Origin of the sequence: Nodosilinea sp. FACHB-131 (genome assembly GCF_014695395.1) — a bacterium.
Classification (GTDB): Bacteria; Cyanobacteriota; Cyanobacteriia; order Phormidesmidales; family Phormidesmidaceae; genus Nodosilinea.
The window spans coordinates 183,173-196,762 of record NZ_JACJOF010000010.1 but is presented as its reverse complement, the minus strand read 5'-3'; the positions used below and the strand labels follow the sequence as shown (position 1 = coordinate 196,762).

Annotated in this window: 15 protein-coding genes; 7 read left to right on the top strand and 8 right to left on the bottom strand. The window is 58.7% G+C overall.

All coding sequences use genetic code 11. From position 1 onward, the window contains the following. Positions 1-110 precede the first annotated feature (110 nt). Both H6F75_RS06195 and H6F75_RS28425 read right to left on the bottom strand, forming a co-directional pair. Positions 111-1,355, bottom strand: coding sequence for a cysteine desulfurase-like protein (locus H6F75_RS06195; RefSeq protein WP_190750269.1), 1,245 nt, complete (start codon positions 1,353-1,355; stop codon positions 111-113). A 196-nt stretch (positions 1,356-1,551) separates the two neighbouring features. Continuing rightward, a complete protein-coding gene (locus H6F75_RS28425; protein ID WP_277874234.1) occupies positions 1,552-1,686 on the bottom strand; it encodes a hypothetical protein in 135 nt (44 codons plus the stop codon). Between H6F75_RS28425 and H6F75_RS06190 the strand changes: the two genes are divergently transcribed. The 7 genes from H6F75_RS06190 (at position 1,671) to H6F75_RS06160 (ending at position 8,312) form a co-directional block, all read left to right on the top strand. Then, complete coding sequence (locus H6F75_RS06190) at positions 1,671-4,172, top strand: GH116 family glycosyl hydrolase (protein WP_190750267.1); 2,502 nt, start codon at positions 1,671-1,673, stop codon at positions 4,170-4,172. The two genes, H6F75_RS28425 and H6F75_RS06190, sit on opposite strands and share 16 nt — an antisense overlap. A gap of 31 nt (positions 4,173-4,203) precedes the next feature. Beyond that, positions 4,204-4,530 carry a hypothetical protein gene (locus H6F75_RS06185; protein WP_190750265.1) on the top strand — a complete coding sequence of 109 codons (327 nt, stop codon included), beginning with the start codon at positions 4,204-4,206 and terminating at the stop codon, positions 4,528-4,530. Further along, complete coding sequence (locus tag H6F75_RS06180; RefSeq protein WP_073607724.1) at positions 4,515-4,754, top strand: DUF2283 domain-containing protein; 240 nt, start codon at positions 4,515-4,517, stop codon at positions 4,752-4,754. The genes H6F75_RS06185 and H6F75_RS06180 overlap by 16 nt, the downstream gene beginning before the upstream one ends. Before the next feature lie 103 nt (positions 4,755-4,857). Then, on the top strand, positions 4,858-5,784 hold the full coding sequence (locus H6F75_RS06175; RefSeq protein WP_242019736.1) for a DUF4230 domain-containing protein: 927 nt from the start codon (positions 4,858-4,860) through the stop codon (positions 5,782-5,784). Positions 5,785-5,792: 8 nt separating this feature from the next. Beyond that, the gene (locus tag H6F75_RS06170; RefSeq protein ID WP_190750263.1) at positions 5,793-6,593 is read left to right on the top strand and encodes a glutathione S-transferase family protein; all 801 of its coding nucleotides are present in this window, start codon (positions 5,793-5,795) and stop codon (positions 6,591-6,593) included. 3 nt (positions 6,594-6,596) lie between these two features. Beyond that, a complete protein-coding gene (locus H6F75_RS06165; RefSeq protein ID WP_190750261.1) occupies positions 6,597-7,865 on the top strand; it encodes an FAD-binding oxidoreductase in 1,269 nt (422 codons plus the stop codon). A 48-nt stretch (positions 7,866-7,913) separates the two neighbouring features. After that, positions 7,914-8,312 carry a nuclear transport factor 2 family protein gene (locus tag H6F75_RS06160; RefSeq protein WP_190750259.1) on the top strand — a complete coding sequence of 133 codons (399 nt, stop codon included), beginning with the start codon at positions 7,914-7,916 and terminating at the stop codon, positions 8,310-8,312. 14 nt (positions 8,313-8,326) lie between these two features. Here H6F75_RS06160 and H6F75_RS06155 read toward each other — a convergent pair whose 3' ends face one another. The 6 genes from H6F75_RS06155 to H6F75_RS06130 form a co-directional block, all read right to left on the bottom strand. Then, a complete protein-coding gene (locus tag H6F75_RS06155) occupies positions 8,327-9,001 on the bottom strand; it encodes an SAM-dependent methyltransferase (RefSeq protein ID WP_190750257.1) in 675 nt (224 codons plus the stop codon). A gap of 68 nt (positions 9,002-9,069) precedes the next feature. Further along, positions 9,070-9,708, bottom strand: coding sequence for a glutathione transferase (gene yfcF / locus H6F75_RS06150; protein WP_190750255.1), 639 nt, complete (start codon positions 9,706-9,708; stop codon positions 9,070-9,072). A gap of 70 nt (positions 9,709-9,778) precedes the next feature. Further along, a complete protein-coding gene (locus H6F75_RS06145) occupies positions 9,779-10,579 on the bottom strand; it encodes a hypothetical protein (protein WP_190750253.1) in 801 nt (266 codons plus the stop codon). 171 nt (positions 10,580-10,750) lie between these two features. Then, positions 10,751-11,365, bottom strand: a complete 615-nt coding sequence (locus tag H6F75_RS06140) for a chromophore lyase CpcT/CpeT (RefSeq protein WP_190750251.1) — start codon at positions 11,363-11,365, stop codon at positions 10,751-10,753. 64 nt (positions 11,366-11,429) lie between these two features. Further along, a complete protein-coding gene (locus tag H6F75_RS06135; protein ID WP_190750249.1) occupies positions 11,430-12,479 on the bottom strand; it encodes a calcium-binding protein in 1,050 nt (349 codons plus the stop codon). Positions 12,480-12,673: 194 nt separating this feature from the next. Then, a complete protein-coding gene (locus H6F75_RS06130; protein WP_190750247.1) occupies positions 12,674-13,522 on the bottom strand; it encodes an HAD family hydrolase in 849 nt (282 codons plus the stop codon). Between the last annotated feature and the right edge of the window lie 68 nt (positions 13,523-13,590).

Below are 13,590 nucleotides of genomic sequence, written 5' to 3'. Positions count from 1 at the left end.
AGACAGGCTAAGTTGCAATAAGCTTTGTTGCAGCTAGCTACATTGGGTAGGACAAATTCTTAAGCGGGCGCTGACGCTGGGTCAATCATGGCAGCCTTGGCTGGGGATTCTTATAGATAGTGGGCGAGTTTCTCGATTAAGCGATCGCATTCCTCAAGCGTGTTGTAGTGCACCATGCTGACCCGCACCACGCCCTGCTGGGGCAACAATCCCAAATCTTCGATCAGCCGCAGCGCGTAGAAATGGCCGTAGCGAATGCCAATGTTGTGAGCATCGAGCCGGGGCGGAATTTGGTCGCTGCTCACCCCCTCCACCACAAAGGAAATCGTTGACACGCGCTCCGTCGGGTCAGCGGTGTCGCGACCGATAATGCGCACCTTGGGCCGACTGTGCAGAAACGAGAGCAGCCGTCCGTTAAGCGCTCCTTCGTGCTGCTGAATCAGGCCGAAGGCTTGATCGATGGGGCTTGCTTCGTCAGGCTGGCCGTGGTGCTGAGCCAGAGCTTCAAAGTAGTCAGTGATGGCCGTGAGGCTGTAGCTCAGCTCGTAGCTGCTGCCCCCGGGCTGAAATTTGTAGGGGATTGCCGTGTCGTCGATGAAGTAGTGGTTGTAGCCGGGCAGGGCCAGCAGCAGCTCTTTTTTGCCGTAGAGCAGCGCCATGTGGGGGCCATACACCTTATAGAGACTAAAGGTGTAGAAATCGACGTCCAGGGCCTGCACGTCGATGCGGCGGTGGGGGGCAAAGGCAACCCCATCGACGCAGAGCAGCGCCCCGTGGGCGTGGACGAGATCGGCGATCGCCCGCACTGGATGAATGCTGCCCAACACATTCGACGTGTGGGTGACAGCGACTAAACGAGTCTGCGGCGTCAGCAGGGCCTCTAGATCGGCCAGATCGAGTTCAAAGGTGGTGGGGTTGACCCGCCAGGTCTTAACGACAATGCCCTCGCGCTCTAGCTCCACCCAGGGGCTAATGTTGGCCTCGTGGTCGGCGTTGGTGACGACAATTTCATCGCCCGGTTCGAGGGTCGGGCGAAAGCACTGGGCCAGCATGCGCAACAGCGCCGAGGTGCTGGACCCGAGCACGACCTCCGTCGGGTCGTCGGCGTTGATCAGCGTGGCCATGGCCTTGGCCCCCGCCGCCACCCGCTCCGTCGCCAGCTGCGACACCGCGTAGCTGGCCCCCAGCTGCACGTTCGACTCATAGAGAAATGAGGTGATGCGATCGACTACGGGTTTGAGAATCTGCGAGCCGCCAGCGTTGTCAAAAAAGACCCAATCACCCGCCAAAGCGGGAAACTGCTGTCGGACAAAGTCGAGATCGAGGGTAGCGGGGGGATTGTGGGTAAGGGGCAAGGTTGACCTGTCCAAATGTTCTTGAAGGGCGGGTTTGACGCCGTGGGAGACGTGCCAACCGCCTCTCAAGCTTCCCAATTCTAAAGGGATCTACAGCGAGTGTGGGCTTGGGTGCGCCCAGGTGTGAGGAATTGGTGACGAGCTTAAGACGCGGGTCTACGGCAAGCAACTGACGTTGACGAACGGGTGAGGAGGCCTAACTACTAAATCCCGATCGCCTGGTGCCATGGGTGAGGCCGCGATCGCCAACCCATTCAGCGCTGAGTTCAAATTGGGGAAAGCCCATAAACCAACCCGCTCCGGTAATATTTTGGGATGACTGAAACCCCATCCCTCCCTCCCCAGATTCCGTCCCAGGCATGGCAACGACCCCTCGGCCAGCCGTGGGAGCACCACTACATCGTGCGCTACGCTAGCAACCTCGACGATGGCCCAGACCACGGAGCACCCCTGGGCGGGCTGGGGGCAGGCTGTGTTGGGCGATCGCCCAACGGCGACTTCAACCTCTGGCACATGGATGGCGGCGAGCATGTGTTCCAAAGCTTTCCGGGCTGCCAGTTCAGCCTTTGGGAGCAGGGGGGCGGCAGAACCCAGACCTACGCCCTCAGCACCCAGCCGCCCACCGATGGCAGTCTGTCGTCATGGTCGTGGTATCCCGCCTCCACTAAAGCCCGCGCCACGGGCAGCTATCACGCCCTCTACCCCCGCAGCTGGTACCGCTACGAGAATGTGTTTCGCGCCCAGATCACCTGCGAACAGGTGTCGCCCATCTGGCCCGACAACTACAAAGAGGCTAGCTACCCGGTGGTGGCCTTTGAATGGACGGCCCATAACCCGACTACCACCCCCATCACCTTGAGCATCATGGTGAGCTGGCAAAATATGGTGGGCTGGTTCACCAATACCCAAAAATCCCCAGAGGTGCTGCTGCGCGACGACGGCAGCCCCTACTACGACTACGTGCCCGCCCTGGGGCAAAGCACCGGCAACTTCAACCAGTTCATCAACGCCGACGGCCTCAAGGCCCTGGTGATGGATGGGAACTGGGATGGGGAACCGAAGGAAGGTGATGGCCAGTGGTGCATCGCTACCCTAGACGACCCCGGCGTAGAAGTTTCCTACGACCTGCGCTGGAACCCGGTAGGCGACGGGCGTGACCTATGGGATTCGTTCGCTAAGCTGGGGCGGCTGATGAACCTGTTGGATACCTCTCCAGCGGAAGACGGAGAGCAGATCGGCTGTGCGATCGCCCTGCGCTTCACCCTGCAACCTGGCGAAACCCACCAAATCCCCGTTGCCCTGGCGTGGGATCTGCCAGTGACAGAATTCGCCGCTGGGGTAAACAACTACCGGCGCTATACCGACTTCTTTGGCACCAGTGGACGAAATGCCAGGGCGATCGCCTTCGATGCCCTGACCGAATACAAAACCTGGCAGCAGCAGATCATTGCCTGGCAGCAGCCAATTCTCGATCGGCCCGACCTGCCCGACTGGTTCAAAATGGCGCTATTTAACGAGCTGTACGACCTGGCCAGCGGCGGCACCCTGTGGAGCGCCGCCACCGAGGCCGACCCCGTGGGCCAGTTTGCGGTGCTGGAGTGCATCGACTACCGCTGGTACGAAAGTTTGGATGTGCGCCTCTACGGCGGCTTTGCCACCCTGCTGCTGTGGCCCGAACTCGAGAAAGCGGTGCTGCGCGCCTTTGCCCGCGCCATCCCCGCTCAGGATGAGCGGCGGCGGATCATTGGCTACTACGTCACCATGGGTCTAGAGCAGCCTCCGGCAGTCCGCAAGCTCAAGGGCGCCACCCCCCACGACCTGGGTGCCCCCAACGAGCACCCCTGGGCACAGACCAACTACACCAGCTACCAAGACTGCAACCAGTGGAAAGACCTGGGCAGCGACTTTGTGCTTCAGGTTTACCGCGCCTACCAGTTCACGGGCGCGACGGATGTGGCCTTTCTCAAAGACTGCTGGCCCGCCGTGGTCGACACCCTGCAATACCTGAAACAGTTCGATCGCGACGGCGACGGCATTCCCGAAAACGAGGGAGCCCCCGACCAAACCTTCGATGACTGGCAGCTGAAGGGGATTAGCGCCTACTGCGGTGGGCTGTGGCTGGGGGCAATGGAGGCAGCGATCGCGATCGCCGACATCCTTACCGCCAATGGGCTGGCCCCCGGCAATACCCCCATTCTGCTTAGCCAGTACCGCCGCTGGCTCGACAACGGCCTCAAGGCCTACCACCCTAAACTGTGGAACGGCCGCTACTACCGGTTGGATACGGGCAGTGGCTCCGATGTGGTGATGGCCGACCAGCTCTGTGGCCAGTTTATGGTGCGCCACCTGGGCCTGCCCGATTTGGTCGAGGACGAATTTACCCTATCGGCCCTCGACGCTATCTACGACGCCTGCTTTGTGAAATTTAACCAGGTGGTGCAAAGCCAGGAGCGCCCGCCCCAGCAAAAGTTTGAGGGGGCGCAGCTGGGCAACTTTAGCGCGGCGACGCTGAAGCTGGCGATCGGGGCTGCCAATGGCGTATTGCCGGATGGCTCCCCCGAAGATCCCGACAGCACCCACCAGCAGGAGGTGTGGATCGGCATCAACTTTGGGCTGGCGGCGTTCTTTGCCCAGATGGGAAAGACGGCAGAGGCGATGGCGATCGCCGAATCCGTCGTGCAGCAAATTTATAGCTACGGCCTGCAATTTCGCACCCCTGAGGCGATCACCGCCCTGGGCACCTACCGCGCCTGCCACTACATGCGCCCCATGGCAATCTGGGGTTTGTACGATGTGTTAACCGCTAGAACCCATTAACCCTGATGAGGGCAGAGGCTACGATAGAGCCATGACTCGCTTATTTGTCTGTCCATACTTGGGGGCTACCGTAGAACTGTCAGGTGAGCGGGAAGCCCACATCACAGCGAGTCATCCGGGTACATTGCCTGACTATTTAGAGCAGCTAGCCGATACTCTAGAAAACCCTGACCTAGTACGAGGCAGCGATCGCGACCCTAACGCCTTGCTATTCTCCAAGTGGTTTGACTCAATTCGCACCGGGCGCTACATGGTGGTTGTGACTGTTAGCGATGTCGATCCATCTAGGCATTGGGTGATCACGGCATATACCGCTCGTAAATTGGTGGAAGGAAAGACCCTATGGCAGAAAAGCTAGTTTTTCAATACGACCAAGTGGGCGATATTCTCTACATCAATAAGTGCGCGCCCTATGCTGAGCAGGAGTCGGAAGAAATTGGCGACGAGATGATCGCCCGCCTCAATCCGGTATCGGGGGAGGTGGAGAATTTAGAGATTCTCTTTTTCTCGGAGCGCCTCCTCAACGCAGACTTTCTGCTAGAGCTGCCGGTAATCGCCAATCTTCGGCTAGCGGCCTCCTGACTATCTCGGTAGGGGCCTTCGCGGTGCGATTGCCCTAACAGGCCGGTCCTAAACCATTACCCCTGCTGTAACCTGTTCACCTTTGCGCCGCCACAATGAACCAATGGCAGCCAATCAGGTGTGCAGTACAATCAAACTGGTTGAGTTTACCCGCCTACCACCCATCGCTATGCGCCCTGCACCACCCGATCGCAAGCTGCCCGACCCGCTGCCGCCGCGCTACGTCGACCCTAGCGCCCCCGTTCAGCGAGAACGTTGGCCTGCGCCGGTGCCGCCGCGTCGTACCCCCTTTCGGTGGGTGCGATCGCTCTCCAATGCGCTGCTTGGTGGGGTCGTGCTGGTGGGTGTTGCGGCTGGGGTGGGCTTTTGGCGATCGGGCGATCGCTTTCTTGAAGGGGTGCGCATTATGCTCACCCCGGCCACGGCAGAGCCGCAGGTAGACGTGCGCTCTGTCGTTGTTCAACAGTTACGGGGGGCCAGCGAACTGACCACAGCAATTTTTGCTATGGAGGCAGTGGTGCCCACCAAGAGCGATCGCACCCTGGCGGGTTACGTGATCGGCTCTACCAACCTGCTCTACATTGCCTACGGCGAAGTGCGGGCCGGGGTCGACCTGGCTGAACTCACCGCCGCCAACGTCCAGGTGAGCGGGGATAACTCAATTCAGATCACCCTGCCGCCGCCCAAGATTCTCGACAGCAAAATCGATCTCAGCAAATCAAACGTGTTTGACTACAGCCGCGGCTTTTTGGGCCTTGGCCCCGATACCGCCCCCGAGCTGCAAGAAAAAGCTCAGCAGGAGGCGCTGGTCAAGATTGAAGAGGCCGCCTGTCAGGAAAATCTGCTGGCTGAAGCCAACCGTCGCGCCGAAATTACGGTCGGACAACTCCTGGCCACCGCAGGCTTTGAAACCGTCACCGTCACCACCCAGCCGCCGACTAATTCCGCCTGTGCAGCGCCTGCAAATAACGATACAGTGTTACCGGGTTTACCAGTGCCCAGTCCGCCCTCTGAAGAACCTGGCCAATAAGGATTTCCATGCTAGAGCTGTACCAGTTTGAATCTTCCTCGTTTGCCGAAAAAATTCGCTTGATTCTCGACTACAAGCAGGTGCCCTACCGCAAGGTCGAAGTCACCCCCGGCGTGGGCCAAGTCGAAGTATTTCAGCTGTCGGGTCAGCGTCAGGTACCTGTGCTCAAGGATGGTGAGCAGGTGATTCCTGACTCCACTGCGATCGCCCTACACCTTGAAAAAGCTTATCCCGAGCGCGCCCTCCTGCCCACTGACCCCAAGCAAAAGGGCCTGTGCCTAGCGTTAGAAAGCTGGGCCGACGAGGCGATCGTTCCCAAAGCCCGCGTTGTGATGGTCGGTGCCTTTAAGCAGCACCCCAACTTTCGCACGGCGCTGCTGCCCAGCTTTACCCCCGCGCCGCTGCGTAGCCTGGTGGGTGCTCTACCTGGCGACCTGCTGAATCTGGTCGGTACGGGCGTCGGCTTTGGCCCCGAGGATATTAAAGTTGCTACCGCTGGCCTGCGTCAGGATCTCGAAGCCCTGGTGCTGATGCTGCAAACCAGTCCCTACCTGCTGGGCGACCAGCCCACCCTGGCTGACTTTGCCGTGGCCGCCGCCACTATGTATCTCAAATTTCCCACGGCCCAGTATGTGGAGTTGCCCGAGGGCATCGGTGGCAAGGGCGTCCCCGGCATTGCCGATGTGCCTGAATACAAAGCTTTCTTTGACTGGCGCGATCGCCTCTATGCCGAGTTTCGCACCGCTCGCACCAATGTGCCTCCCGCGGCCAGTTCTGCCAGCGGCCCCACTCCCATCAGCATCGACTAGGGTATGGCCAACGTTGCTGAAACTTTGGGGGAGGTGGTTGAGCGCGATCGCATTCTCCCTCCCGCATCGCTCCATCTGCCAGACCACCTAACGCCAGCCGCCGTCGTTTATCCAGCCACCGAAGCGGAACTCTCGGCGATCATGGCCTGTGCCTGGGAAAATTCCTGGCGAGTCATCCCCTGCGGCAGCGGCAGCAAACTGTCCTGGGGTGGTGTCGGCTCAGGAGTAGATTTAATCGTCAGCACGGCCCGCCTCGACCAGGTGATCGATCACGCGGTGGGGGATATGACCCTCACTGCTCAGGCAGGCGCGAAACTGGCGGACCTAGCGCCTCGACTGGCCCAGCACAACCAGTTTCTCGCCGTAGACCCCGCCTACCCAGAGCAGGCAACTTTGGGGGGGATTGTGGCCACCGCCGACACCGGCAGCCTGCGCCAGCGCTACGGTGGCCTGCGGGATCTGCTGATCGGCATTTCCTTTGTGCGCTTTGATGGGGCGATCGCCAAGGCCGGCGGGCGCGTGGTCAAAAATGTCGCGGGCTACGATTTGATGAAGCTGCTAACCGGCTCCTACGGCAGCCTAGGGATTATTTCTCAGCTCACGTTTCGGCTCTATCCAGGACAAGATGCCTCTAAAACCGTGGTGGTTACCGGGGCAGTAGGGGAAATGGAAGCCCTCTTGAGTGCCCTGCGCCTGTCGCCGCTGACCCCAGCCGCCCTCGATATCCTATCCCCTGCCCTAGCCAACCGTCTGGGCTATGAAGGATTTGCCCTGATAGCTCGATTTCAATCCATTGCACCGGGAGTAGATGAGCAGGTTGAGTCGCTCTTGGCCATGGTGGGGCCAGCGCTATCTGCCCAAGTGTTGCAGGGTGCGGAGGATGAGCAAGTTTGGGCAGAGGTCGGTGCAGCCCTCTTCCCTATGTTTGAGGAACAGAATGAGGCGATCGTGGCTAAGGTGGGTCTACCTCCAGCCAAGGCCGTGACCTGGCTGGATCAACTGCCCTCGGGTAGCCTGGCGCGCATTCATGGCGGTAGCGGCATTGGCACAGTGCGACTGGCAGCGGCCACGGCGGACATGGTGAAAGAATTGCGCAGGGGCTGCACTATTAACCAGGGCTATTTCACCCTGCTCGAAGCACCTCTCTCCCTCAAAAAATCAGTGGATGTATGGGGCTACAGCGGCAATGCCTTGGGCGTGATGAAAGCGATCAAAGCTCAGTTTGACCCCCACAACTGTCTCAGCCCTGGGCGTTTTGTGGGCGGCCTTTGAAGTACAGTGGCTACCCCTATAATTTGAAAATTGTTGCTTAGCCTCTCCATGCCCGAAGCCAGCATTCAAACATTGCGCGTTGCTGAGGTGGCGTTTCAGGCCTTTGCCCAAGGGCTAGCCAGTGGCGAATGGTCGCCATTTTTAGACCAGCTCAGCGATGATTTTACCTTTTGGTTTCCGGCGGGTTCCTTTAAAGGCCTAAACCACGGCAAAGAAAAGGCGAAAGCGTTCTTTGAATTGGCATCTAGCCTGTTTTCAGAAGGTCTCACCCTAACCGTTCTTCAAGCAGTCTCTAATTCGACAACGGTTGTTTTTGAAGTCCGTTCATCGGGCTTGATGGCGGGGCATCCCTACGAAAATCAGGCTGCGATCGCCTTTGATGTCAGAGACAGCAAGATTTGCGCTTACCGAGAGTATTTGGGCGTCGTGTTCCAGCTCGGCCAATAGTTTTGGTCAAGGCTTTAGCGACCGATTCTCAGCATTTTGTCGCCGCCTTTTTGAAACTCGTAGGCAACAGGCTCTATCTGAACGTTGTAACCTTTGCTGGAAAGTTCTTCTAAGACAGTATTCAAATATAGATAAGGTTCGCCATTGAGTTGAATCAAAGGAAAAATCCGCACTTCAGAGGCGACTCGCAGCAGCTCATGAATTGATGAGATATGGAAGTCAAGGGTCAGGTGCTCGGCATACAAAAACAGTAAATGAGAGCATAGGCACAGCTCAAACTGGCTGTCGTTAAAATCTAGGCTGGGCAAAGCCTGGTGCAAATATCGACCTTCAACTTTCCCTGATTCATAATCTGATAAAAATTTCTCCATGGCGTTGAGACGAGCCTTGCCCAGCTCGTCAGCATTGCCAAAGTTTTTCCATACGTAACGGTCAGCATTTTGCTTGACCTGAGAAATAATTGATTGATAGGTATCTCGCACCCGCTGCTCAATTTGCTCAGCCGAAAACTGATACACCGGGTCGATGGATATAATGGATCGTCCAAGTTCCGTCATCTCAGCATTAAAGCTGGCTGGGCCATCGCCACAGCCGAGAATGTTTAGGGTTGAATCTGCCTCTGACAGGCTAAACATTGCCTTATATTCATCTAGCGTTCTGCCCCAGGGAACAATCTCACTGAGTTTCATGGGTGGGGAATCAATTTTGAAACGGCAGTTTAGGAGGAAAAACTAGCGTGCCAGGGAACCTGCACTGGTCAGACTGCTTTGGATTGCTCTAGCCAAGCTTGTACCGACGATCGCTGCCACTGGTGCTGCACGTACTCTACCAGCGGATCAGGCACGCGATCGCCATTGGCAACCAGCCGATTTAGCATGAGTGCCAAATCGGTGTCGGCAATGCACCACTGGCCAAAGAGCGAAAGGCGATGGTCTTGAAGCAGAGTTTCTGCCGCTTGAAACAGCGTCTCAACTGCAACCCGCGCTTTGTCTGACAGGGGTAGATCAGAGGGCTGGTGGAAGATAACCGTTGTCGGTCGCTCGTCGCGAATGGGTAGTAGATCGCTGCGCAACCAGGCCTGTACCTGTCGCGCTCTAGCCCTATCCCTAGGATTTTGCGGGTAGATAGTCGCGTAGGTAGGCGGCGGGAAGATCTCTTCTAAATATTCTGTGATGGCGGACGACTCTGACAGGGCAAAGTCGCCATGCTCTAGGGTGGGCACCCGACCGGTGAGGGAGCGCCGCTGATAACGGGTCTGGCGGTTCTCCTGGGTGGCTAGATCGATGCAGACCAGGTCGTGGGGTAGCCCCTTTTCCTGTAGGGCTACAAACGCAGATAGCGCGTAGGGACTGATGAACTGGGCATCGACAAATAGCTTGAGGTCAGAGTCGCCCATGCTTTCCTCCGGGAGAGTTGAGGGTTATCGCTAAAACTGTACAGTGCTAACCGGTTTCTTCCTCAGTAATCTAGCGCTTCAAAATCCAGTTCACCAGGGGAATAGCGGCTTTAGCCGGAAGCGGCTGAATGGCAAACCGAAAGGGTAACAGCAGCATGATCGGTCGGCCCCCGCGTCCGCTGAAGGGGGTGAGCTGCACCACCAGGTCGAGGGAGTAGTTGCGGAGGGGCTCTTTGAGGTTGGCCATTTTAGGAATGTCGACCACCGGTGCGGTCTGCTGGAGCACCTGGTTATCGGGGCTGCGGTCAAAGCAGTCTTCGCTGACTACGACGGTGCTGAGGTACTGGTTGGGGTTGACGACGCTGGCCACCTGGGGTGCAGTCAAATCGAGGCGCATGCCAGGAGTGTGGCGAATCACCCGGCGAATTTCGTTGGTCATGCGGCTGATGGAGCTGCGGTCCCAATCGACGGTAACCTGCACAGCCCGGCTCTGGTTGACCACCTGCACCGTGAGCCCTTTTACGGGCTGGAGTGGGTGAGGCCCCTGGGGCAGCACCTGCACCGTAATCTGACCTTGGTCGGGTTCGTCTGGCTGGTCTTCGGCGGGGGCGAGGCTTCGAGGTTCGGGCACCACCAGACTGAGGGAGACGGCCTTGCCCAGGGCTCCTTCTCCGGGCTGGAGCACAGTGGCGGCAGTTTCGGCAAAGCCCTGACGCATCAGCTGCGATCGCACGCTGCTCTCTAGCCCAACGACATCGGGCACCAGCACCACCTGGTCTTCGAGTTCTTCCTCGATCGACAGTGCCATCTTATAGACCACATAGCCTATGCAGATGAAGTACACCGTCAGAATCAGGATGTCGATCTCCATAGGTGGTCGGTAAGAAGGGCAACGTTGGATGGTAAAGAAACAGGGGCGACTTTCCACTGGAGACGCTCACAAAGCGTTTCCAGTTCGGGCCTCAACGGCCTTAAACATCGCTTCAGGGTAACATCGATGGCTGCCCCGCAAGCAGCGAGAAAGCCCCGGTTTTCCAGCGCCTTATCCCAGCAGCGCAAAGGCGCTCTGCTTCACTAGCTGAAATGGCCCCATCAAAGGTCCCCAGGTGGGTTTGTCGGTATCGGGGTCAACGCCACGATCCTCCAGGTACAGCACCATGGGGCTGTTGGCAGCGGGTGACTCGGGGCCTAGGTCAAACTTGAGCCGCACGTAGGCGGTGATGCCGTTGGCGGTAAAGCTGCACAGGCTGTCCCCCGGCAGGCGAGCGCTAAAGGTTTGGCTGGCCGGCTGATACTCAATCGCCACTCCACAGGTGGGCAGAGCAATCAGATCGGCGCGGGTGAGGGAGGCGAGGCGATCGGGCTGGGTAGCCGCACCACTGTAGGCGATCGGGTCGGGCAGCGCGTAATATTGACCCCAAAGCTGACCGTCGCGGGTAGTAAGGTGCAAAATGCGCTGGCGATAGGGCGGTTTGCCCGAGGCCACACTGATTTGCTCAATGAAGAAGCTGTACCCTTCACCAAATAGGGCACTGGGCAGGGGCTGTTGCCACAGCCGCAGATGCAGAAACCAAGTTGGGTCTGCCAAGGATTGCTGACGATTGTCAAACTCTCCTGCCATGTGGGTGGCCAGCTGATGCAGCAGGGCCTCGCTCATAACGTTACCGTGATCTCTCTAGCCCCGATGCTACCGGAAAGTGGGGCAGCTGGCGCGGCTAGACCTATTTCAGTATGGGCAGCCCAGCGGGGGGCGTAAAGGTGAGGTTGGCGGGGGTGATGGTGTCGGCCTGAACCCCCAGCAAAATCGCTTCGGTGGTCTCACCTAGGGACCCAAGCACCTGCACGTGGGTGTCGGTCCCTACCTGCACAAATTTCAGAGATGGTAGCAGATCCTTTCCGGCAAACAGAGACTGAGCTGCAATCAAGCTAAAGTCGAGCAGGTCGCCCTGGGCAGCGTTAAAGTCGATGACGGTGTCTGGTGAGGGCGTAGCGCTAGGGGCGGTGTCGTAGGCCCCTGGCGTATTGAGCCGAAAGATGTCGGCACCGGTGCCGCCCACCAGCACGTTGGTGCCGCCCCCGCCGTCGAGCACATCGTTGCCGGGGCCGCCCATCAGCAGGTCATCCCCCTCGCCGCCCTCCATCGTGTCATTGCCCGCGCCGCCAAACAGGCCATCGTCACCGACCCCACCCACCAACGTATCGTTGCCGAGGCCGCCAAAGGCTAGGTTGAGGCCTGCCCCGGTCAGAACCAGGTCGTCGCCGTTTAGGCCAAAGACAGCGTCATCGGCCGTGGTGCCAATGAGAAAGTTTTTGCCGTTGCTGCCCTGCACTAGGGTGAAGACTTGGTCGGTAGCGGGTTGCCCAGTTCCAACTGGGGGAGCTAGGGGCTCGGCGGCAAAGAGTCCGTCTAGGGTAGTGGGGAAAAGGTTCGGTGAGGCAGTGACTGCGGTCCGGGTGCCGTTGGATAGGTTAACTTCGTAGAGAGTGGGGTTGCCGCTGCCGGTTTGACCATAGAAAAAGAAACTGTCTACCGTTGCCAAGGTCGCGTCAGCAGAAACCTGTGCCTGGGGTACTGCGTCGGTTGCCAGGGCCGCTCCGGCGATCGCTTCGTCTAGGCCCGTTGCCGGCAAGGGCTCTACAGGGATGGCCGTGACCTCTGTGACGGGAACCGCCGTATCGTGGGGCACCTCGTCGGGGGCGGCTGGCTCCTCTAGGATGACGGGCTCTGTTGTCGAGGCGGTTTTAGACGGGGGGACAAAGATGTCAGTCATAGGAGCACAGGCAAAAACAACAGCAGAGGGTGAGGCTAGGGCTGTAAATTCAAGCGAAGCGCGATCGCTGGACGCTAGGTTCTATCCCACATTCTGGCGCGGGGACTAAAATCCGGAAGAAATGGCTTGGTATCGATACGAACAATTCAAGCGATCGCCCCAGTGGTCAAGATTACGTAAAATTACTGTGAATCCTACGCTACATGGCTGGGGTCTACCGATACCCACGACTCGAAGGGGCCACAAAACTGAGCCAGGTTAATCAGGTGAATGCTGCTCTGAGGCGTGGCGTTTACGGAGTTTCCACGACGGGGAATTGCGCGATCGGCCGCCGTGTTATAGCCCCAGTCGGCCAAAAATAGTTTCACATCGCCCAAGTCGGGCTGGGCCTGCACCGCTTGCAGGGCATTCACTCGGTCCTCCACAAACCAGAGAGTAGCCCCCGGTTGAACGGCTTTGATCTGTCGCAGGGTCTCGTACTTCGGCCGCTTGACCTCTTTCCCCAGAATGCGATGGATTGGTTCGGGGCCTAGGGGGCCATTGCCGGGCAGCACAACGCCGCTCTTGGCCAGCAATTGCTGAATAAATCGGCCTTCCTTGGTTGAAATAATCACTAACTCGACCCCGTTCTCCATCGCTTGCTGAAGGCGGTCGATGACGCCGGGGTAGAAGCGCTGGTAGCTCAGCCAGTCGTCAACATCAGCTTGAATCCAGCGATCGCGCACTCCATCCACCGCTTTACCGATGGTGGCAGGCTCTACCCCCGCTTGGGCCAGCAGTTGAGGCACGAGTTCGGGCCAGCGATCGAGAATATCGCCATCCGACACCCCCGACATCAGCCCGTAGAGCACCAGCGGCATTTCCCACCCCGTTTCGACCACGGGCCGCAGCGGGTAAAAGCGCTCCGCCAGCCCCTCCGGCGGTGCCCCCGCCCCCGGTGCAAACACCTCGCCGTAGGCCCGCCAGGCAGTCTGAAAATATTCCCGCAGCCCGTCGCAGACTACGCCATCAAAATCGAGCGCCAGAATATCGGGGCCAGCCATCGGGGTAAGGGGGTAGGGGGTTAGGGAATAGGGGTTAGCTATCAGGTTTAAGGTATCAGGTGTCGGGT